The sequence below is a fragment of the Salinispora pacifica DSM 45544 genome (assembly GCF_000378845.1).
GTDB classification, from domain to species: Bacteria; Actinomycetota; Actinomycetes; order Mycobacteriales; family Micromonosporaceae; genus Micromonospora; species Micromonospora pacifica.
Map to the genome: position 1 here is coordinate 1,084,883 of NZ_KB905359.1, position 20,986 is coordinate 1,105,868.

General features: G+C 71.8%; 22 protein-coding genes and 1 riboswitch. Of the genes, 1 reads left to right on the forward strand and 21 read right to left on the reverse strand.

Features of this window, described 5'->3' with window-relative positions; genetic code table 11:
• Positions 1–24: 24 nt before the first annotated feature.
• From pheS to rpe, 15 genes are all read right to left on the reverse strand, one after another.
• Complete coding sequence (gene pheS / locus SALPAC3_RS0104855) at positions 25–1,092, reverse strand: phenylalanine--tRNA ligase subunit alpha (RefSeq protein WP_018220144.1); 1,068 nt, start codon at positions 1,090–1,092, stop codon at positions 25–27.
• Positions 1,093–1,258: 166 nt separating this feature from the next.
• On the reverse strand, positions 1,259–2,257 hold the full coding sequence (locus tag SALPAC3_RS0104860; RefSeq protein WP_026185238.1) for a TrmH family RNA methyltransferase: 999 nt from the start codon (positions 2,255–2,257) through the stop codon (positions 1,259–1,261).
• Between the two features lie 29 nt (positions 2,258–2,286).
• Positions 2,287–2,679: a 50S ribosomal protein L20 gene (gene rplT, locus SALPAC3_RS0104865; protein ID WP_018220146.1), complete on the reverse strand. Its 393-nt coding sequence runs from the start codon at positions 2,677–2,679 to the stop codon at positions 2,287–2,289.
• Between the two features lie 33 nt (positions 2,680–2,712).
• On the reverse strand, positions 2,713–2,907 hold the full coding sequence (gene rpmI / locus SALPAC3_RS0104870) for a 50S ribosomal protein L35 (RefSeq protein WP_011905775.1): 195 nt from the start codon (positions 2,905–2,907) through the stop codon (positions 2,713–2,715).
• 20 nt (positions 2,908–2,927) lie between these two features.
• On the reverse strand, positions 2,928–3,542 hold the full coding sequence (gene infC, locus SALPAC3_RS0104875; protein WP_018220147.1) for a translation initiation factor IF-3: 615 nt from the start codon (positions 3,540–3,542) through the stop codon (positions 2,928–2,930).
• A 338-nt stretch (positions 3,543–3,880) separates the two neighbouring features.
• Positions 3,881–4,360, reverse strand: coding sequence for a PH domain-containing protein (locus SALPAC3_RS0104880; protein WP_018220148.1), 480 nt, complete (start codon positions 4,358–4,360; stop codon positions 3,881–3,883).
• Between the two features lie 144 nt (positions 4,361–4,504).
• Positions 4,505–5,350 carry an ATP phosphoribosyltransferase gene (hisG, locus tag SALPAC3_RS0104885; RefSeq protein ID WP_026185239.1) on the reverse strand — a complete coding sequence of 282 codons (846 nt, stop codon included), beginning with the start codon at positions 5,348–5,350 and terminating at the stop codon, positions 4,505–4,507.
• A 47-nt stretch (positions 5,351–5,397) separates the two neighbouring features.
• Positions 5,398–5,661 (reverse strand): phosphoribosyl-ATP diphosphatase, encoded by a 264-nt coding sequence (locus tag SALPAC3_RS0104890; protein ID WP_018215006.1) that lies wholly within the window; start codon positions 5,659–5,661, stop codon positions 5,398–5,400.
• A 71-nt stretch (positions 5,662–5,732) separates the two neighbouring features.
• Complete coding sequence (gene ribH, locus SALPAC3_RS0104895; protein ID WP_018220150.1) at positions 5,733–6,230, reverse strand: 6,7-dimethyl-8-ribityllumazine synthase; 498 nt, start codon at positions 6,228–6,230, stop codon at positions 5,733–5,735.
• 2 nt (positions 6,231–6,232) lie between these two features.
• Positions 6,233–7,495 carry a bifunctional 3,4-dihydroxy-2-butanone-4-phosphate synthase/GTP cyclohydrolase II gene (locus tag SALPAC3_RS0104900; protein ID WP_026185240.1) on the reverse strand — a complete coding sequence of 421 codons (1,263 nt, stop codon included), beginning with the start codon at positions 7,493–7,495 and terminating at the stop codon, positions 6,233–6,235.
• Entirely contained in the window at positions 7,492–8,190 is a 699-nt protein-coding gene (gene pnuC, locus SALPAC3_RS0104905) for a nicotinamide riboside transporter PnuC (RefSeq protein WP_018220152.1), read from the reverse strand. Before pnuC ends, SALPAC3_RS0104900 begins: the two co-directional genes overlap by 4 nt.
• Entirely contained in the window at positions 8,190–8,891 is a 702-nt protein-coding gene (locus SALPAC3_RS0104910) for a riboflavin synthase (protein WP_018220153.1), read from the reverse strand. The genes pnuC and SALPAC3_RS0104910 overlap by 1 nt, the downstream gene beginning before the upstream one ends.
• A gap of 1 nt (position 8,892) precedes the next feature.
• Entirely contained in the window at positions 8,893–9,954 is a 1,062-nt protein-coding gene (ribD, locus tag SALPAC3_RS0104915) for a bifunctional diaminohydroxyphosphoribosylaminopyrimidine deaminase/5-amino-6-(5-phosphoribosylamino)uracil reductase RibD (RefSeq protein ID WP_018220154.1), read from the reverse strand.
• 159 nt (positions 9,955–10,113) lie between these two features.
• A riboswitch (FMN riboswitch) is annotated at positions 10,114–10,287 on the reverse strand.
• A 58-nt stretch (positions 10,288–10,345) separates the two neighbouring features.
• A complete protein-coding gene (locus SALPAC3_RS0104920) occupies positions 10,346–11,392 on the reverse strand; it encodes a GGDEF domain-containing response regulator (protein ID WP_018810416.1) in 1,047 nt (348 codons plus the stop codon).
• Positions 11,328–12,008: a ribulose-phosphate 3-epimerase gene (rpe, locus tag SALPAC3_RS0104925; RefSeq protein ID WP_018220156.1), complete on the reverse strand. Its 681-nt coding sequence runs from the start codon at positions 12,006–12,008 to the stop codon at positions 11,328–11,330. Before rpe ends, SALPAC3_RS0104920 begins: the two co-directional genes overlap by 65 nt.
• A 274-nt stretch (positions 12,009–12,282) precedes the next feature.
• On the opposite strand from rpe, the gene SALPAC3_RS0104930 reads away from it, so the two are divergent.
• Positions 12,283–13,161, forward strand: coding sequence for a septum formation family protein (locus SALPAC3_RS0104930; RefSeq protein ID WP_018220157.1), 879 nt, complete (start codon positions 12,283–12,285; stop codon positions 13,159–13,161).
• A gap of 156 nt (positions 13,162–13,317) precedes the next feature.
• On the opposite strand, the gene SALPAC3_RS0104935 is transcribed toward SALPAC3_RS0104930, so the two are convergent.
• From SALPAC3_RS0104935 to SALPAC3_RS0104960, 6 genes are all read right to left on the reverse strand, one after another.
• On the reverse strand, positions 13,318–14,847 hold the full coding sequence (locus tag SALPAC3_RS0104935) for an RsmB/NOP family class I SAM-dependent RNA methyltransferase (RefSeq protein ID WP_018220158.1): 1,530 nt from the start codon (positions 14,845–14,847) through the stop codon (positions 13,318–13,320).
• The gene (gene fmt / locus SALPAC3_RS0104940; RefSeq protein ID WP_018220159.1) at positions 14,844–15,770 is read right to left on the reverse strand and encodes a methionyl-tRNA formyltransferase; all 927 of its coding nucleotides are present in this window, start codon (positions 15,768–15,770) and stop codon (positions 14,844–14,846) included. Before fmt ends, SALPAC3_RS0104935 begins: the two co-directional genes overlap by 4 nt.
• Positions 15,771–15,777: 7 nt before the next feature.
• A complete protein-coding gene (gene def / locus SALPAC3_RS0104945; protein WP_018220160.1) occupies positions 15,778–16,335 on the reverse strand; it encodes a peptide deformylase in 558 nt (185 codons plus the stop codon).
• A gap of 47 nt (positions 16,336–16,382) precedes the next feature.
• A complete protein-coding gene (locus tag SALPAC3_RS0104950) occupies positions 16,383–17,648 on the reverse strand; it encodes a cytochrome P450 (protein ID WP_018220161.1) in 1,266 nt (421 codons plus the stop codon).
• 157 nt (positions 17,649–17,805) lie between these two features.
• Positions 17,806–18,789, reverse strand: coding sequence for an AAA family ATPase (locus tag SALPAC3_RS0104955; protein WP_018220162.1), 984 nt, complete (start codon positions 18,787–18,789; stop codon positions 17,806–17,808).
• Between the two features lie 256 nt (positions 18,790–19,045).
• Positions 19,046–20,968 carry a primosomal protein N' gene (locus tag SALPAC3_RS0104960; RefSeq protein ID WP_018220163.1) on the reverse strand — a complete coding sequence of 641 codons (1,923 nt, stop codon included), beginning with the start codon at positions 20,966–20,968 and terminating at the stop codon, positions 19,046–19,048.
• Between the last annotated feature and the right edge of the window lie 18 nt (positions 20,969–20,986).

Here is a 20,986-nt window from a genome sequence, read left to right on the forward strand (position 1 = left end):
CGTCTCCGTAACTCGTGCCCGCGCCTACGCGCCGTACCCGAACGCCCGGGCGAACCGGACGTCCCCCTCCACCAGGTCCCGCATGTCGCTGACGCCGTGCCGGAACATGACCGTACGGTCGATGCCCATGCCGAAGGCGAATCCGGAGTAGACCTCCGGGTCGATGCCGCAGGCCCGCAACACCCGCGGATTCACCATGCCGCAGCCACCCCACTCAACCCACTGCGCACCCCTGCGGTGCTCCGGGAACCACACGTCGAACTCCGCCGACGGCTCGGTGAACGGGAAATAGTGCGGCCGGAAGCGGGTTCGCGCCTGGGGCCCGAACATCGCTCGGGCGAAGTGGTCCAGCGTGCCGCGCAGGTGCGCCATCGTGATGCCACGGTCCACCACCAGGCCCTCGACCTGGTGGAAGACCGGCGCGTGGGTGGCGTCCAACTCGTCGGTCCGGTAGACCCGGCCCGGGCAGATCACGTAGATCGGCGGCGTGCGGGTCAGCATCGTCCGCGCCTGCACCGGCGAGGTGTGGGTCCGCAGCACCATGCCGGAGTGCTCCGGCGCGACGTGGAAGGTGTCCATCAACCCCCGCGCCGGGTGGTCCGGCAGGATGTTGAGCGCGTCGAAGTTGGTCCACTCCAACTCGACCTCGGGGCCCTCGGCCACCTCATAGCCCATTCCGACGAAGAAGTCGGTGATCTGCTCCATCAACGTACTGACCGGGTGGCGGGCCCCGGCCGGACGCCGGTCGGACGGCAGGGTGACATCCACCCGCTCCTCGACCAGCATCCGCTCGGCCTGCTCCCGCTCCAGTACCTGCGCGCGCGCGGCGTAGGCGCTCTCGATCGACCGGCGGGCCTCGTTGACCCGCTTGCCGGCGTCGGCCTTGGCGGCCGGCGGCAACGCGCCGATCTCACGTCGGGCCAGCGACGCCGGGGCCCGGTCCCCGAGGTGGGCCGGGCGCAGCGCGGTCAGCTCATCCGGATTGGCGGCGGCGGCGAAGGCCACCTCGGCGGTGGCGACGGCCTCGGCCAGTGCGGCCGGGTCGAGCAGGGCGACCTGCTTCGGGTCGTACGGGTCGTTGCGATAGGACATGGCGTACAGGCACTCCCTCACGGCGGCGCCAGCCTTGTCAGGCGGCGAAGCGAGTCTACGGACGCGCGGCTGTGCCGCAGCCCGCCGGTGGGAGTCGCGCGGAGAGCGGGTCAGGCCCGCCGCCCGCCGGCACCGGCGGGCTGGCTAAACGAACGCCGTTGCGCGTTCACGGGCGGCCGCTCTCCTTCGCTGTCTCGATCGCGGTGCCGGCCTCAACAGCGGCTACTTCCTCAACAGCGGCTACTTCCTCGACCGCTGCTACCTCCTCGACCGCGGGTGTGGCCGCAACCGCGGTTGTGGCCTCGACCGGGCGCGGGGACGACGGCCGGCGCTGTGCTCTCGCTGAAGCGTACAGGCACACCGCCGCCGCGGCAGCCAGGTTAAGGCTCTCCGCCCGCCCATGCAGTGGTACCCGGACCCGGGCCGCGGCGGCCGCGGTCAACCCGGCGGGCAAGCCGTGCGCCTCGGAGCCGAAGACCCAGGCGGTGGGGGCGGCCAACCGGCCGGCATCAACCAGGTCGTCCAGGTCGTCCGCGCCGTACCCGGTGGTGGCCAACACGGCGAGCCCGGCGGCCCGCAGGTCGGCGATCACCTGCAGCGGATCGGGCGCCCGCACCACGTCCACGTGGAACAGGCTGCCGGCCGACGCTCGCACCACCTTGCCGTTGTAGGGGTCGACAGCCGTACCGGCGAAGACCACCGTCTGGGCTCCGGCCGCATCGGCGGTACGCAGGACCGTGCCGGCGTTGCCCGGATCGCGGATGTCGGCGAGGACGGTGACCAGCCGCGGCGCGCGCGCGAGAGCGGTGGCCAGCGGTAGGTCGAGATGTTGACAGACGGCGATCAGGCCCTGGGGAGCGACCGTCTCGGCGAGCCCGGCGAGTGCCGCGTCGGTCACCTCGGAGACGGGTAGGTCAGCAGCGGCGGCCTGGGCGGCCAGGTCCCGGTACCGGTCCAGGGCGGCCGGCGTACCGAAGAGTTCCAGGACCGTGCCCGACCGAGCCAGGGCCTCGCGGACCGCCTGTGGCCCCTCGGCCAGGAACCGACCGGTGGCCTCGCGGTCCCGGCGGCGGTGCAGCCGACGGGCCGCCACGATCCGTGGGGTGCGGGGGGTGAGTGGTCCGGAGACGGCGTCGAGGCGCCTCCCGTGCGATGGTGACTGCATGGGAGACGCCTCGCGCTGCCGTGGGTGGATCAGGCGGCCTGGGCGCCGGCGCCGCCGGTGCCCTGCTCCGCGACGGCCGCACGGGCCTTCTCGACGATCGCCGCGAAGGCGGCGGCGTCGTTGACGGCCAGGTCGGCCAGGATCTTCCGGTCGACCTCGATGCCGGCCAGCCTGAGGCCCTGGATCAGTCGGTTGTAGGTGAGCCCGTTGGCGCGGGCACCCGCGTTGATCCGCTGGATCCACAGCTGCCGGAAGTCGCCCTTGCGGTCACGACGGTCCCGGTAGGAGTACTGCATCGAGTGCAGCATCTGCTCCTTGGCCTTGCGGTACAGCCGGGAGCGCTGACCGCGGTAGCCACTCGCGGTCGCCAGCAGGGTACGGCGCTTCTTCTGGGCGTTCACAGCCCGCTTGACGCGTGCCATCTCAGCTCCTTCGTTGGTTCAGGGTGGCGCGCGTCAGCGGCCGAGCAGCTTCTTGATGCGCTTGACATCCGGCTTGGCCACCTCGACCAGCCCGGTCAGCCGGCGGGTACGGGTGGAGGACTTCTTCTCCAGGTTGTGGCGCAGGCCGGCCTGCTGCTTCACGATCTTGCCTTTGCCGGTCACCCGGACGCGCTTGCCCATCCCGGTGTGGCTTTTCATCTTCGGCATGTGGAACGTCTTCTCCCCTGCTACTCGCCGGCGGTTCCGGCGGGTCCGGCCGCCTCGGCCGGCGGTGCTGCCGCGGCGGCACCGGACTCCCGCTCGCCCCGCGGCAGCGTGCCACCGCGGGCCGCGGTGGCGGCAGCCTTGGTGGCGCGGTGCGGTGCGAGCACCATGATCATGTTTCGGCCGTCCTGCTTCGGCGCGGCCTCGACGTACCCCAGCTCCGAGATCTCGGACTCGAGCCGACGCAGGAGCCGGTAGCCCAGCTCCGGGCGGCTCTGCTCGCGACCCCGGAACATGATCGTCACCTTGACCTTGTCGCCGGCCTTGAGGAACCGCACCACGTGACCCTTCTTGGTCTCGTAGTCATGCGGATCGATCTTCGGCCGAAGCTTCATTTCCTTGATGACGGTCTGCTGCTGATTACGCCGCGCTTCGCGCGCCTTCAGTGCGCTCTCATACTTGAACTTGCCGAAGTCCATGAGCTTGCACACCGGCGGGCGCGCCATTGGCGCAACCTCGACCAGGTCCAGGTCGACGTCCGCGGCCAGCTGAAGGGCGCGCTCCAGCGGGACGATGCCCACCTGCTCACCCTCGGGACCGACCAGTCGGACCTCACGTGCCCGGATCTGCTCGTTCACGCGTGGTTCGACGCTGATGGGGCCTCCTCGAGTCGAGTCTTCTGCATTGCCGACCCGGCGGCTCCCGGGTGGGAACCGACACGGAAAGCAGAAGGCCCCGACAGCTGCCGGGGCCCGCTCGACCGGTCGGCACGACCATATAGTCGCGCATCCGACACCGAGGCGTGCTCAGAATCGGAGACCGGACCCGGCCGCCGCGCGGCGACTCAGGTGGGAGCAGGCGCTCCGCTTTCGAAGCCAGCCGCGAAGGCAGCTGGCCTGGTCGTTTCCCATAGCCTACACCCCGCGCCTGGTCCACCCCAAACCGGGCATCAACCCCGCGCCACGGTCCGGCGGGGTCAGTGGCCGGCGGGGTCAGTGGCGGCTGCGCCCCCAGCCAGCCGGGCCTGATGCAGCCGGCGCAGCCGGCGGACCGCGTCCACGGCCAACTCCTTGTCGGCAGCCTGAAGAGCAAGCATCGGCACCAGGTCGTCATCGTGCAGCTCAAGGCTGGCCCAGGGCGCCCCGCGGTCGAACCGGACACCACGAACAAGCTCCCAGGGCAGCTCGTACGAGCCGATCACGTTCTGCACCCGGACCCGCTGCGCGTCGGCCTCCACCCGCGGCCGGGTGAAGAGCAGGAAGGCAAGCGCGCCGAGCACGCCGAGGCCGACCATGCCGAGTTGGTCGCCTCGCTGAAACGAGCCATAGCCACTGCCGGTCGCCCCGTGCAGCGACGTCGCCAACACCGTGAACAGCAACACCAGGGCAATCGCCGAGGCCCAGCAGACCACCCGGATGCGCCGGGGCCGGATCCGGAACGCTTCGGTTTCGCTCACCGCACCAGTCTGCCACCCCCGCCCGGGCGGCCCGCGCCCGGCACGCAGCCGGGCACGGCGAGGCGCGGGCCGAGGCGACGGCCCGGCCGGGGACGGAAGTCCCGGCTCCGTGCTCCCGGCCCGGCTCCGTATCCCCGGCCCGGCTCAGAGACGGCAGGCCTGGATGTTCGTGACCAGGATCGCGCGGGCACCGACCTGGTACAACTCGTCCATGACCCGGTGCACATCGTCACGGAGCACCATCGCCTGCACCGCCACCCAGCCCTCCCGGTGCAGCCGGGAGACGGTTGGCGACTCGATGCCCGGAGTCAACGAACTGGCCCGAGCCAACAGGTCGGCCGGGACGTCGTACGTCAGCATCACGTAACGCCGGGCGACGAGCACGCTCTGCAGACGGCGGAGCAGCAGCTCACACTGCGGGTGGGGCGGCGCGGCAGAGCGGCAAACCAGGACGGCGGACGAGCGCAGTAGCGGCTCACCGAAGACCACCAGGCCGGCCTGACGCAGCGTGGCACCGGTCTCCACCACATCGGCGACCACGTCGGCGAGGCCCAGCCGGATGGCGTTCTCCACCGCGCCGTCCAGGCGGATCACGTCGGCCTTGACGCCCAGCTCGGCGAGGTGCCGCTCCACCAGGCCGGGGTATGCGGTAGCGACCCGACGCCCGTCCAGGTCCTGCGCCGAGGCGATGTCCTCGGGCCGAGCGGCGAACCGGAAGGTGGCCTGGCCGAAGGCCAGGTCGACCACCTCGGTGGCGGGCGCGCCGGAGTCGACCAGGAGGTCCCGGCCGGTGATGCCGACATCCAGGTCCCCGGAGCCGACGTAGGTAGCGATGTCCTTCGGACGCAGATAGAAGAACTCAATGTCGTTCGAATCGTCCCGGCAGACCAGGTCCTTCGGGTCGGTTCGCTGGCGGTAGCCCGCCTCGCGCAGCATCTGAGCGGCCTTCTCGGCCAAGGTCCCCTTGTTGGGTACCGCGACTCGCAGCATGACGGAATGCTCCTTGTCGGAAAGCGGAAGGGTCGGCACGGGAGACATCACAGATGTCGGTAGACGTCCTCAAGGTCGAGGCCAGTGGCGAGCATCAACACCTGCACCTGGTAGAGCAGCTGGGAGATCTCCTCGGCGGTCCGCTCGGGCCCCTCGTGCTCGGCTGCCATCCAGGACTCGGCCGCCTCCTCGACGACCTTCTTGCCGACGAAGTGCACCCCCTTGTCCAGGGCCGCGACGGTCCCCGATCCGGGGGTGCCGGCCGCGGCCTTGGCCTGCAGCTCGGCAAACAACTCCTCGAACGTCTTCACAGGCTCAATTCTTGCAACCCGCCGGCAACCGCGGCTCCACCGGGATCGGAGTGTCCCACGATGCCGAAACCTCAGGCGCCGAAGCCCACCCGCGGGGTGACGCCAGCCAGGCCCCGAACCGCGAGCGCCGCGTCGAGGACCGCGATGGTCGTCGCCCATCCCTTGTCCTCCGCCGAGCCGGGCAGGCCAGCCCGGTCCCGAGCCTGCTCGATCGTCTCCACGGTCAGCACACCGTGCCCCACCGGCTTCCCCTCATCCAGGGCGATCCGGGTAAGCCCATCGGTAACCGACCGACAGACGTAGTCGAAGTGAGCGGTGGCCCCCCGGACCACCACCCCGAGCGCCACCACCGCGTCGCAGCGCCGGGCGAGCGCCTGCGCCACCACGGGTAGCTCTACCGAGCCGGCCACCCGGGCCGCCGTGGCACCGGCGCCACACGCTTCGGCGGCGGCGACCGCCCGGTCGAGCATGTGATCGGTGAGCTCGCTGTGCCACCGGGCGGCGACCACCCCGACGGTCAAACCCGCCGCAGCAACAGCATCGATGCCCGGTTCCCCGAAGCCCGCCATCCCTATGCTCCAATCCCATCACCGACGACGGTACGACCCGTCGGCGCCTCAACAACCTCGTCGAACTCCAGCAGATGTCCCATCCGGTCCCGCTTGGTTCGCAGGTAGTCCACGTTCTCGGGGTGCGGGCGAACCGGCAGGTCCAGGCGGCCGGTGACGGTCAGGCCGTACCCCTCCAGGCCGGCCCGCTTGGCCGGATTGTTGGTCAACAGCCGCATCGACCGCACCCCCAGGTCGTAGAGGATCTGCGCGCCGGTGCCGTAGTCCCGCGCGTCCGCCGGCAGGCCGAGCTCCAAATTCGCGTCAACGGTGTCCCGGCCCAGGTCCTGCAACTGGTACGCCTGGAGTTTGTGCAACAGCCCGATGCCGCGCCCCTCATGGCCGCGGAGGTAGAGCACGACTCCGCGGCCTTCCTGGGCGACCCGTTCCAGGGCAGCGTCCAGTTGCGGGCCACAGTCGCAGCGCAACGAGCCGAAGACGTCACCGGTGAGGCACTCGGAGTGCACCCGTACCAGCACGTCCCGACCGTCGCCGAGATCACCCAGCACCAGGGCGACGTGCTCGGCCGAGTCGTAGTCGCCGCAGTACCCCAGCGCCCGGAAGACCCCGTGCCGGGTGGGGAGCCGCGCCTCGGCGACCAGCTCGACCTGCTTCTCCGTCCGCCGGCGATACGCGATCAGGTCCGCGATGGTGACCAGGAGCAGCGAGTGCTCGGCGCAGAACCGCTCCAGGTCCGGGCCCCGCATCATGGTGCCGTCGTCGTTGACCAGCTCGCAGAGGACGCCCACGGGGCGTAGCCCGGCCAACCGGGTGAGGTCGGTCGCGGCCTCGGTGTGACCGGGCCGGCGCAGCACACCCCCCTCGCGGGCCCGCAGCGGAACCACGTGACCGGGCCGGGCCAGATCCTCCGGCCTGGTGCCGGGGTCGGCGAGCAGCCGGATCGTGTGCGCCCGGTCGGCGGCGGAGATGCCGGTACTCACGCCCTCCCGGGCATCCACGGTCACCGTGTAGGCGGTGCCGCGCCGGTCCTGATTGGTGTGGTGCATCGGCGGCAGGTCCAGCCGGTCACACTCACCCTCGGTCAACGCCACACAGATGTAGCCGGAGGTGTAGCGGACCATGAAGGCGACCAGCTCGGGCGTGGCCAGCTCGGCCGCGAAGATCAGATCGCCCTCGTTCTCCCGGTTGGCGTCGTCGACCACGACGACGGGCCGACCGGCGTTGATCTCCGCCATCGCTCGTTCGATCCTGGCAAAAGTGGTCACGCCGCAGCCTCCGCATAGCTCGATGGAATCGGCACGAGGTCGGTACGAGCAGCACGCGACGTCCGCCACCAGGCGGCGAGTCCCCAGACGCAGAACGCGCCGTAGACGAGGTACATGGCCGCCGAGGGATAGAACCCGCCGCGCAGCAACAGTGGCAGTCCGACCACGTCGACGGCGATCCAGATCAGCCAGAAGTCCACATATCCACGGGCCATGCCGTACGTGGCGAGCAGGCTGCCGGTCAGGATCCAGGCATCCGGCAGCGGCCCCCACGAGCCCAGGGCGGCGAGGACCGGGTAGCTGACGGCGGTCCCGACGACGGCAGCCACCAGCAGTCCGAGCCGCTCCCGTCCGGTGGCCCAGCGGGGCTCCACCGCGGCGGCGGAACCGGCGTCGCCCCGGCGGCGATTCCGTGACCAGCGCCACCAGCCGTAGAGGCCGAGCCCGAAGAAGAAGACCTGCCGGCCGGCCTGGCCGTAGAGGTCGTGTGCCTGTGGGGTGGCGAACGCTCCGCCGAGGAAGACGGTGAACAGCAGCGCGTTACCGATCATGCCGACCGGCCAGGCCCACACCACCCGGCGCAGGCCGAACATCGCGGCGGCCAGGCCGAAGACGTTGCCGACGATCTCGCGGACCAGCACCGGTGAGCCGGCGAGACTCACCTGCGCTTCCAGCAGCCAGCCGAGCGGCCCCATCACGCCGCCCCGCCCACTGGCGCGGCACCGGGCCGGTCAACAGCGACGGATTGGTCGTCAGCGGCGGATTGGTCGTCAGCGGCGGACTGGTCGGCCGGCCCGGCCAACTGGCCCCCGCCGAGCAACCGCTCGACATATTTGGCCAGGACGTCAACCTCGAGGTTGACCGCGTCGCCGACGCTCCGAGAGCCCAGCGTCGTCAGCCGCAGGGTGGTGGGGATCAGGCCCACCTCGAACCAGTCGGGTCCGACACCCGCCACGGTCAGGGACACCCCGTCAACGGTGATCGACCCCTTCGTCACCACATAGCGAGCCAGGTCAGTGGGGAGGCGGAAGCGGACCGTCTCCCACCGCGCGGCCGGTTCCCGGGCCAGCAGCTCGCCAACACCGTTGACATGCCCCTGAACCAGGTGGCCGCCGAGGCGGCTGCCGAGGACGGCGGCCCGCTCCAGGTTCACCCGGTCACCGACGCGCAGCATCCCGAGTGCGGAGCGCCGCAAGGTCTCGCCCATCACATCGGCGGTGAAGGTACCGCCGGCGAGTTCCACCACGGTCAGACAGACTCCGTTGACCGCGATGGAGTCACCGGGCCGGGCGTCGGCGACGACCAACGGGCCGTTGATGGTGACCACCGCGGAATCCTCCGCGCTCTCCGCGATGCGGATGACCTCACCGAGTTCCTCGACGATGCCGGTGAACATGTCAGCCCTCCCTCTTCCGGGGCAGTGCGGTGATCCGCAGGTCGGGACCGACCTGGGTAACGTCCACGACCTCACAGTCGATGGCATCGGTGATCGTGGTCACCCCCGCGTCCGCCAACGCGGTAGGGCCGGCACCGAGCAACCGGGGCGCGACGTAGCCAACGATCTTGTCGACCAACCCGGCGGCGAGGAAGGCACCGGCCAGCCGCGGCCCTCCCTCCAGCAGCGCGGCGCGCACCCCGCGCTGGTGGAGCGCGGCGAGCAGCGCCGACAGATCGACTCGGCCCACCGAATCAGTACCAACCTCCTCGGCGGTGGCGATCCAGGTGGACGCGGCGTCGTCGCGGACCCGCGCTCCGGCCGGGGTCCGGCCCGCCGAGTCCACCACCACCCGCAGCGGCTGCCGGATGGCGAGGCTGCCGTCGCGCAGGTTCCGAACGGTCAGGCGCGGGTCGTCGGCGAGGACCGTGCCCACCCCGGCGAGAACGGCGTCCACCGTGCCGCGCAGCGCGTGCACATCCATCCGGGCCGCCTCGGAAGTGATCCACATGCTGGTGCCGTCGGCTGCGGCGGACCGCCCGTCCAGCGTCGCCGCGTACTTCCAGACGAGGTACGGCCAGCCCCGACGCGTTGAGGTCAACCACGCGGTGTTGCCCGCCTCCGCCTCAACGGCGCGTACGCCCAGGTCGACCCGGACCCCGGCGGCCCGCAGCGTGGCGGCGCCACCGGAGGCGGCCTGGTTCGGGTCGGGTACGGCGATCACCACCCGGGCAACGCCCGCCTGCACCAGCGCGGTGCTGCACGGGCCCGTACGGCCGGTGTGATCGCAGGGTTCCAGCGTGACCACCGCGGTGCCGCCCCGCGCCCGCTCCCCCGCGTGGGCGAGCGCGACGATCTCGGCGTGCGGCCCACCGGCGTACGCGTGGAAGCCCTCACCGACGACCTGACCGCCCGGGTCGAGCAGCACGCAGCCGACGACCGGGTTGGGGCTGGTGGTGCCGAGGCCGCGTGCGGCAAGTTCAACTGCGCGACGCATCGCCTCGTCCACGGAGACGCCGGCCATGCCTTGCCCTCCCGCCCGCCGATCGGTGCGCGGGCGGCGATGGGAGCGGCGGCATCGGGCCGCGGGCGTGCGGTGGCGGAGATCCGGCAACGGCACAGCCGCCCCGGGAGGGCCGCACGGCACGCCGAGACCGGCGGCCGGGCAGGGCCCGTCCGTCCCGCGCGCTGTCTCCCATCCGGACTGTCTGGACGCGGGCAGGCCCGCACCCAACCGTCGGCCCCGGATTTTCACCAGGTCCACCGGGCGGACGAACCGCTCCCGGGTCGCGGGCTTACCACAGCCAGGCCGTGGATCACCGCCGGTTCGGAATTACACCGAGTCCCGCCAGCGCGTGGTGGGTACCACCCGAAGTCTTACACGCTCTGGGGGGTCAACGGCTACCCCCAGCGCGCTACTTCACAGAACGATGACTCGAATCCGACACTCCGCGACGCCGGTCCACCGCCACGTACGACCCCGGCTGGCTCTTGGCCACCGACTTCATCTCGGAGGCGATCGTCATCGCCGCCAGTGGATTCGTGAGCCGTTTGTCGGCATCCGAGACCGAGACGCCGATCGAGAGGGTGACCAGCGCGGCGCGGCGTAGGTTGCCCCGCCGATCCTTGAGCTCCACGTAGCCGCGAGCCGCGTCGGGCGGGTCGTACAGCGCGTCGGCCGCCTGCTCGAAGTCCGCGGAGACCTGCGAGGTCAGCTGCCGGACCTGGTCCGGGGTGCTGACGAAGATGAAGTCGTCACCGCCGACGTGGCCCAGGAAGGCCGGTGGGAGCCCCACCGAGACGACCGCCTGGTGCAGGCTGCGGGCCAACGCGGAGATGAAGTCGTCGCCACGGACGAACCCGTAGACGTCGTTGACACTCTTGAAACGGTCAATGTCGATGTAGCCGACCGCGTAGTCGGCCCCGACCCGGATCCGGTCGGCGATCTCCCGCCGGATCCGGCTGTTGCCGGGTAGCCCGGTCAGCGGCGAGACCTCGCGGAACTCCTTGTTCCGGCGCAGCGTGGAGCTGACCCGGGCCACCAACTCGGCAGTATCGAAGGGCTTGACCAGGTAGTCGTCGGCACCGGCGCTGAGGCCGTGCACCTTGTCCACGGTCATCCCCTTGGCGGTCAGCATGATCACCGGGAGGGCGGCGGTCATCGGGTTGGCCCGAAGCCGTCGGGTCAGCTCCATCCCGTCCATCCGGGGCATCATCAGATCGACCACGGCCAGGTCGGGGCGGTGCCGCGCGATCACCTCAAGCGCCGCCTGGCCGTCCCCGGCATGGATCACCTCATAGCCGTGCAACCGCAGGTTGAACTCGACGAACCGGGCGATGTCCTCGTCGTCGTCAACGACCAGAATGACGTCCTGGCGATCCCCTTCGGGCTCCACGTCAGGCCCGGGGCGCCGCGCACTGGGCCAGGGACCGCAGCCGGCGTACGGCCTCGGCCGGGTCATCGGCGCCGAAGACGGCGGTGCCGGCGACGAAGGCGTCCGCGCCCGCCTCGGCGGCCTCGGCGATGGTGTCCACGGCGATCCCACCGTCGACCTCGATGCGCAGCTCCAGGTGACCAGCGTTGACGTGTCGACGGGCGGTGCGCACCTTGTCCAACAGGTTCGGAATGAACCGCTGCCCACCGAACCCCGCCTTGATCGTCATGATCAACAAGGTGTCGAAGCTGGGCAGCAGGTCCAGGTACGGTTCGATCGGGGTGTCCCGGTCGATCGCCAACCCCGCCTTCGCACCGGCCGAACGGAGCTCCTTGGCCAGCGCGACCGGGTCGGCACAGGCCTCGGCGTGAAACGTCACGTTGTACGCCCCGGCGTCGGCGTAGCCGGGCGCCCACCGCCGCGGATCCTCGATCATGAGGTGCACGTCAAAGGGAAGCCGGGTGGCGGCCCGCAGGCTCTGCACGACCGGCAACCCGATCGTCAGATTCGGCACGAAGTGGTTGTCCATGACATCCACGTGCACCCAGTCGGCGGTGTCTTCGATGGCACGGACCTCGTCGGCGAGGCGGGCGAAGTCGGCGGCCAGAATGCTCGGCGCGACGATTGGCAGCGGTACGGTCACGAGGCCAGTGTACGAACGCAGCCTCCCATCGCCACCGGTGCGGCCCCGCCGAGCCGCTCGGGCGCATCCCGCGGCTACCCGACGGGAACTGACCATTGCGGACCGGGACGCCGGGCGGCGCCGTCGCTCCACAGCGGTCGTCGGCGGGCGAGCCGGCGGGCAGCCACGCCTACCGAGTCGCTGACGGCACACGGAACCGGTTTGCCACGTGCCGTAAGCTGCCGCACCGTGGCGTGTTCGGACGCCATACCTACCGCGCCCGGGAGGACGCCGGATGAAACGAGTCACGCTGTCCGCCACGGTGGTGGCCCTGACGCTCGCCGGATGTGCTGCCGCGCCGCCGGGAACCGACGGAGATCTGGTTGACGACTGGGCCCCCCTCGCCGCCGCGACGGGTTTCACGCCCGAGGCGGGCACCTGCCACCCCACCGTATCCGAGGTCGGCTACCGCAGCGCGTACGCGCCGACTCCCTGCGACCAGCCGCACACGTCGGAGACCCTGTACGTCGGCACGCTGACCGGGGCCGACGCGACGGGTTCCCGGCCACCGGAAACCGACTCGACCGCGATGCGGACCGCCTACGCCACCTGTGAGCGGGAGGTAAACGAGGCACTGGGTGCCGACTGGCGCAGTGGACGGATCGGCCTCTCCGTCATCCTCCCGTCGCGAGCTGGATGGGAGGGGGGCTTCCGCTGGTTCCGCTGCGACGTGAACGAGTACGAGAGCCTGGACGATTTGGGCAGGGTGTCCCGCGCCGCCAGCCTGGTTGGAGCACTCAAGGGCGACTCCCCGCTTCGGCACACCTGCTTCAAGCCGACCGTGAGCGACGACCGGGTCGAGGCGATGACACCGGTGGAGTGCACCGAGAAACACCGCGCCGAGTTCGTCGGCGTCTGGACCGCACCGGAGACCGACTACGCCGAGTTCCAACGCAACGAGGACCGGACCGGCGAGAGCTGCTACAAGCTGATTGCCGAGTACGCCGAGGTGCCCCGCAGCGACGTGGAGTACCGCACCGGCTACATCCTCTACGCCCCGCTGGAGGAGGAGTGGCTCACCGGCAACCGGGGGGTGCAGTGTTTTCTCTACGTCAGCGGCCGGAGCCTGACCCGGTCGATGAAGGACGCGGGCAAGGCCGGCCTGCCGCGGTAGTGCGGGCCGCATCCGGGACGGTTGACCACCCGGGCTGCCTGAGCCGGGGGTGGTCACGCCGCGCATCGCGCGGACTGACCACCCCCGGCGGGTCAGCGGAACGCGGCCGACCGAACGGCACGGGACCAGACCAACCCCGGCGCAGCACCGCAAGGGTCAACCCCGGCGCAGCACCGCAAGGAACATGGCGTCGGTGCCGTGCCGGTGCGGCCACAGCTGTACCGTCGGCCCGTCGCCGAGCCCCGGCATTCCCGTCGGCAACAGCGGACGGGCGTCAACGAAGTCGACCGGCACCCCCGCGCGGCGCGCCGCCTCGGTAACCGTCACGTGTGTCTCGACGACGTGCGGCGAACAGGTCACGTATGCCACCAGGCCACCCGGGCGGACCGCCCGCAGCCCCGCGCTGAGCAGTTCCCGCTGCAACCGGGTCAGCGCCGGCAGGTCCGACGGCTGCCGGCGCCAGCGTGACTCGGGTCGCCGACGCAGCGAGCCCAGACCGGTGCAGGGTGCGTCCACCAGCGCCCGGTCGAAGTGCCCCTCCGCGAGCTTCGGCGTCGCGCCGACGGTGCGACCATCCGTGTTGAGCACGGTCACCGGCAGGTCGCGGGTGGCCTGCTGGACAAGACGGGCCCGGTGCTCGGACACCTCCACCGCGGTCAGGCGCGCGCCACGCTGGGCGGCGATGGCGCCAAGCAGGCCGGACTTGCCCCCCGGCCCCGCGCACAGGTCGAGCCAGCGACCGTCTGGGCCGTCCAGCGGCGCCACCGTGAGAGCCTCGGCCACCAGTTGGGAGCCCTCGTCCTGGACATGGGCCCGCCCCTCGATGAGCGCCGGCAGGTCGCCGGGGGCGCCCCCACCGGAGTAGACCGCGGATGGGGAGAAGGCGCCCGGGGCACCGCCGACCTCGTCGGCCAGGGCCACCGGGTCGGCCAGCCCCGGGCGGGCACAGAGGTGCACCGGCGGGCGCTCGTTGTCCTCGATGAGCAACCGGGTGGTCTCACCAAGGTCGCCGCCGAGCGCCTCGGCGAACGCCCGCACAATCCACTGCGGATGGCTGTACGCGAGTGCCAGGTGCCCGATCGGGTCGGTCTCCAGCGGCGGGGCGAGCCGGGCCACCCAGGCGTCGACATCCCGGCTGGCGACCTCTCGGAGCACCGCGTTGGCGAACCCGGTCGCCCCCGGCCCAACCGAGCGGACCAGGTCAACCGTTGCCGAGACAGCGGCGTGGGCGGGTACCCGGGTATGGAGCAGTTGGTACGCGCCGAGCCGCAACGCGTCCCGAACCGGCGGATCGATGCGGGCCACATCCCGACCGGCGGCCTCGGTGAGAATCGCGTCGAGGGTGCCGAGCCGGCGCAGCGTCCCATACGTCAGCTCGGTGGCGAAGGCGGCGTCCCGGCCGACCAGATCCGCGTCGCGCAGAATCGCCGGGAGCACAAGGTTGGCGTACGCGTCATCCCGGTTGACCGCGGCGACCGCCTGATAGGCGGCGTGCCGGGGTAGGTCAGCGGCGCTCCGGCCGGTGGGGCGCCCGCGCCCGCCGGCCGTCGGCCGCTGGCCGCCACGGCCCCGCCGCTCCGGGCGGCGCTCGAATCCGGCACCAGCACGACCACGGTCGGCGGCGGGACGACCGGCCCGGAAACCACCGGCCCGGTCCACGTCCTGGCCGTCTACCGGGCCCGTCATGCAAGGACCTCCCCAGCGCTCACCCGAACGCCGCGCGCCCAGTCACTCGCCGGCATGGCCTTCTTGCCCGCCGCCCGGATCTCACCGAGCGCAACCGGGGTGGTGGCGGTGCCGGCAAGCACCCGGGACTTCTCCACCAACAGCTCACCCGGCTTCAGTTCGGGGCCATCCGCGACGAGGGTGACCGGGCCGAGCTTGACCCGCTCGCCGCGGAAAGTCGTCCACGGGCCGGGAGCCGGGGAGCAGGCGCGGACGCGCCGGTCCACGGCGAAGGCGGGGTCACCCCAGCGCACCCGGGCATCCGCCACGGTGAGCTTCGGCGCCAGGCTCACCCCGTCGTTCGGTTGCGGCTGCGCCCGTGCGCAGCCCTCCTCGATCGCGTCCAGCACCGCGATCAGCAGCTCCGCGCCGGAGTGCGCCAGCCGCTCCAGCAGGTCGCCCGAGGTGTCGGCCGGCCGAACCTCGTCGGTGACGGTGCCGTACACCGGGCCCGTGTCCAGGCCCTCCTCAAGCTGGAAGACGCTGGCACCGGTCACCTCGTCGCCGTGCAACAGGGCGTGCTGCACGGGAGCCGCGCCGCGCCAGGCGGGCAACAGGGAGAAGTGCAGGTTGACCCAGCCATGCCGCGGAATCTCCAGGGCGGCCGGCGGGACCAGGGCACCGTACGCGACGACGGGCACACAGTCCGGTGCCAGGGTACGCAGCCGGTCGAGGAACTCCGGCTCCCGCGGCCGGGCCGGGGTGAGGACCTCGACGCCGTGCTCGTCGGCCCAGGCGCCCACCGGGGAACGGGACAGGCCCCGGCCCCGGCCCGCCGGAGCATCCGGGCGAGTGAGCACCGCGACCAGTTCATGGCGGGAGGCGGCCACCGCGGCGAGGGTGGGGACGGCGACGGCCGGCGTACCGGCGAAGATCACGCGCATCGGCCGGTCACCGCCCGAGGCCGAACGGGTTGGCGGCGTGCGGGCTGAGCTTCACCGTCGGCGGGGCCGCCGGGTCGTACCACTCGGCCCGGCGGATCTCCTTCATCGCCGCCTTGCGACCGGCCGGGTCGAGCCGGTCGATGAACAACACCCCATCCAGGTGGTCGGTCTCGTGCTGCACGCAGCGGGACATCAGACCGGTACCGACGATCTGCACCGGATCGCCGTACCCGTTGAAGCCCTTGGCGACCACGTTCTGCCGGCGCTTCGTGTCGAAGTACAGACCCGGCAGCGACAGGCAGCCTTCCGGGCCGTCCTGCTCCTCGGCGTCGGGGAACTCCAACACCGGGTTGACCAGGTGACCGACCACGTCGTCCACGTCGAAGGCGAACACCCGCAGGCCCACGCCGAGCTGCGGCCCGGCCAGACCGGCGCCGTTCTGCTCACGCATCGTGTCGATCAGGTCAGCGACAAGCTTGCGCAGTTCGACATCGAAGTCGACCACCGGGTCAGCCGGCGTGCGCAGCACCGGGTCGCCGAAGAGGCGGATGGGCTGGACGGTCACGCGGATTGGCTCCTTCGTGGGCTTGGCAACGGGCGTGCCGTACCAGTCTACGGAGTGCCCAGAGCGACCCCGGCCGGCGTACCGGGATCAGCGGGTACGGCACCGACGGTCACCGGAAGCGTCTCGTAGCCACGCAGGGTCAGCCGGTGCCGCCGAGTGGGCTCGCCGGCCAGCGCGAGCTCGGGCAGCCGGCGCAGCAACAGCGGAAAGGCGACCTGGGCCTCCAGTCGGGCCAGCCCGGCGCCGAGGCAGTAGTGCGCGCCGGCGCCGAAGGACAGCGGGGGCGACTGGGCCCGCCGCGGGTCGAAGCGAGCCGGATCAGTAAAACGCGCCGGGTCGCGGTTGGCCGCGCCGAGCAGAACCAGCAGCCAACTCCCCGCGGGCAGCTCAACCCCGGCGAGGGATACCGACTCGCGGACCGTACGGCTGGTCAACTGCACGGGGGAGTCGTACCGCAGAAACTCCTCCACGTAGCCGGGTGCGAGCTCGGGCTGACCGCGCAGGGCAGTCGCCGAGTCGGGGTGGGTCAGGAGCACGACCAGCCCGTTGCCGAGCAGGTTCGTGGTGGTCTCGAAGCCCGCGACCAACAGCAACACGAGGTTGGCCAACAGCTCCTCGCCGGACAGCCGGTCACCGTCGGCGTCGTGCGCCTGCACCAGGGCGGTGGTCAGGTCGTCGGCCGGGGCTCGGCGGCGCTGGGCGATCAGCTCGGTGAAGTAGTCACGCAGCTCACTGGCGCCGGCGTCGGCGATGGCCAACTCCTGCGGGGTGATCTCCGGCTCCAGGACACCGGTCAGATCACTGGCCCAGTGCCGAAACCGAGCCCAGTCGGCCGCCGGCACCCCGAGCAGGGCGCAGATCACCGTGACCGGCAACGGGTAGGCAAAGCTACCCATGAAATCCACCGCAGCACCGCCCCGACCGGCCCGGATCATCTCGTCGACCAGGCCGTCGGCCTGGGCGGCCACCACCTCGCGGAGGGCGGCGACCCGGCGCGGAGTGAACACGCCCGCGGCCAGGCGGCGCATGCGGCTGTGGTCCGGTGGATTGGCCCGGATCATCGACCGGGAGATCGAGATCATCGCTGGGCTGTCCTGCCAATGCGGGAAGACACCGTCGCGTTCTTCGTCGTCCATCACCTCAAACCGAGGGTTCCGCAACACCGTGTCGGCCTCGGTGTACCCGGTGACCACGAAGAAACCGGCCGCCGTCGAAACCACCGGTCCGTGCGCGCGCAGCCGCTCGTACGTGGGATAGGGGTCGAGTCGGCCCGGCGGAGATGTCAGCAGTGCGACCGCCTCAGATGCATCCATTCGCCACCTCCGATATCAGGGGTCAGGTGGCCCATCATGCACGCTCAGTCGGCAGACCGTAACCCCCTGCGCCGGGAGGTTGACGGGGAGGGCGGCGTGGCGGCCAGGCGTCGACGGCCAGATGCGGCCCTGCGGCGCCGACGGACGAGCGTGGTGCTCAGGCGCCGACGCCGGGTTCCCCCGCCAAGACCGTACCGCCGCCCAACAGAGCCGGTTCGGGCAGCGGCAGATCGATGCCGTGCGCGGCCGACCAGTCGTGGATCATGCTGGGCCGGACCTGGGCGGCGAAGTAGTCGATCGCGCTCATCCCACCGACGACGGGCTCGTCAACCTCGGCGGCGAGCCGGGCGGGCACCAGCTGGCACCCGTCCCGCAACGCGGCACTGAGTCGACGGTGCCCGTCCACAACGAAGAAGTGTTCCCCCGTGTAACCAATCCGCAGCGGCTCCAGCGGCTCGTCGCCAGCTGCGGCGACATCGTCGGCGGGTGCGGCGTCCCACCGGCCGCGGAGGGTGACGATGTCCTCGGTCGGGTACACCCGGGCCGGGTCGAGCAGCAGCAACGGCGGAGCCTCCCGCAGCACCTCGGGGCAGAGCCGCCCTTCGTACGCGGCGACGATGTGCTCGATCACCTCCGCGGCGCCGGCCCGGGTGGTGTCACAGATCAGGTCGTAGTTGCGCAGCTGGGCCTTGTCCACGCCGTAGCGGATGATGAACCGGTTCCGCTCACTCTCGCTGCGCTCCAGGAGCCGGGCCTTCGCCTCCTCCAGGGAGGTGTACTGCTCAGCCGGGCCGGATGGACGCAGCAGCACTCGCCGGGCAGCCTCCCCGGGCTCGGTGATCATGTGCACCTTGAGCGCGTCGGTGAAGAAGTGCCAGGCGAGCCGCGAGTCCATCACCAGGCACTCACCGGAGGCCGCGATATCCCGTTGAAGTTGGTCGACATAGCCGTCCACGGCCTGATCCAGCTCGGCATGCAGGTTGAGCTGGAGGGCGGTCATCTGCCGCTCCTGGGCCATCTGCCGATAGAGATCACCCACGCTGACCCGACGCATGCCGAGGCGCTCGGCGATCTCCACGGAGACGGTGCTCTTGCCACTGCCGAGGTCGCCGTTGAAGACAATCGATTGAGGAACGATCACGACTGGTCCACCTATGATTGCGGGCTGTTAACACTCGCCGGCACCGCGCCACCCGACGCGCTCCGTCGCCATCGCCGCCGAACCGGCCCCAGCTCCGGCCGGGCGCATCGGACGACACACCATGACCTGAGCCTTCATCCGGCCCGACATGAGGGGCGATGCTATCACCCGGATCCGCCCCCATCCCCACACAGCGTGTCCGTCGCGACAACTTCGGTAACTCTTGGTAGCTGTCAACCTCCGTTGAGTCGCTAGGTCAGAAGAGGGTCAGCGGGTCGATCTGGAGCCGGAGTGGATCAGCAGCCTTACGGGCGGTGCGCACCCCGGCCGCCGAGTGCAGGGCGGCGGCCAGGGCCGCGGCCCGGGCACGGGGAACCCGGACCAGCATCCGTTCCCGGTCGCCGTCGGCGGGCACCGGTCCCAACAACTCCGCCTCCACCGGTAGCCGGGACTCGTCGAGCAGCTCGGCGACGGCGGCCGGCGGCCCGGTGACGCTCGCCATCCGCACCGCCGGTGGAAAGCCGAGCTCCCGGCGTTCGGCGAGTTCGCGGGCCGCGAACCAGCCAGCGTCCCAGCGGAGCAGTGCCTGCACCGGGACGAGCGCACCGTCGGCGACCACCACCACCCGACCGCCGTCCGACCCGGGGCGGGCCAGGGCGGCGGCGGCGAGCCAGCGCCGCAGCGCCTCCTCCCCCGCCCGCAGATCGGCCCGGGTCAGCAGAGCCCACGAGTCCAGCAGCAGCACCGCCCCGTAACCACCATCGGCTACCGGCTCGGCACCCGGGGTGGTGATGACCAGCCCGGCGCCACCGGGGACGGTCGCGAGGACCTCCTCCCGCCCGGAGGTGCGCACCGGCACACCGGGGAAGGCCCGGCCCAGCTCCTCGGCCGTCCGTCGGGCGCCGGTGACCGAGGCGCGTAGCCGCCGTCCCTGGCACTCCGGGCAGGCGTACGCGGCGGCGACGCGGGCACACCAGCGGCAGACCGGCGCGCCCCGCGCCGAGGGAAGCGCGAGCGGCCCGGCGCAGTGTGGGCAGCGCGCCGGAGCCCGGCAGGTGGCGCACGCCACCGCCGGCAGGTAGCCGCGACGGGGCACCTGGACGAGGACCGGCGCGTCGGCGGAGAGGGCAGCGCGCGCCACGGTCCAGGCCAGGCTGGGCAGCCGGGCGGTAGCCGCACCCGGGTCCCGGGCCAGCTGGGGGTCGTCGCCGGTGGGGGCGATCGCCGGCATCCGCGCCCGGACGGCGGCGCGGGCAGCCGTGACCTCGCGGGCCCACCCGGTCTCCACGAGCAGCTGCGCCTCGGCGGTTCGGGCATAACCGCCGATCAGGGCAGCGGCGCCAGCCAGCTGGGCGCGGGTCAGCAACACCTCGCGGGCGTGCGGGTAGGGGGCACGGGGCTCGGCGTGCAGGTCGTCACCGTCATCCCAGATGGCGACGAGGCCGAGTCGGGGCACCGGCGCGAACATGGCGGCCCGGGTGCCGATCACCACCGGCACCTGGCCCCGCCGGGCGGCGAGGAAGGCCCGATACCGGCGGGCCGGACCGAGCGCGGCGGTCAGTTGGACGTGCCGGCCGGGGCCGAGCACGGCGGTCAGCGCCGAGTCGAGCCGGTCAAGGTCCCGGGCGTCGGCGACGACCACGACCGCGCTCCGACCACCGGCGACGGTCGCCGCGACCGCCTCGGCGTAACGGGTGGGCCACTCCTCCCCCGGCAGCGCAGACCAGACCGCGCGGGGGGCACGGCCGTCGACGAGGGCTCGCAGGAGGGCGGGGCCAGCCGGGTAGCCCGACCAACCAATCGGATCAACCGGCCCGGTTCCCGCATCCGGCACGGGCGGACCGGCCGCGGGAGGCGGTTGCGGCTCCTTCTCGACCCGGGCGTGCCGGGGCGGAACAGCGAGGCGAAGCACGTCGGCGAGGCTGCCGGCGTACCGGTCGGCGACGGCGCGGGCCAGGCGGGCGATCTCCGGAGCGAGGGCCGGCTCCGGGGAGACGACCTTCTCCAGGTACGCGAGCCGGGGGTGGGCGGATTCGCTCACCCGCTCCAACAGCCAGCCGTTGACGAGCTGACCGGCGAAGCGGACCTTCACCCGGGTGCCGGGAGCAGCATCGCCATCGAGAGCCTCGGGCACCAGGTAGTCGAAGGGCCGATCGAGGTGGGCCAGGGGTAGGTCCACGCAGACACGAGCGACCGG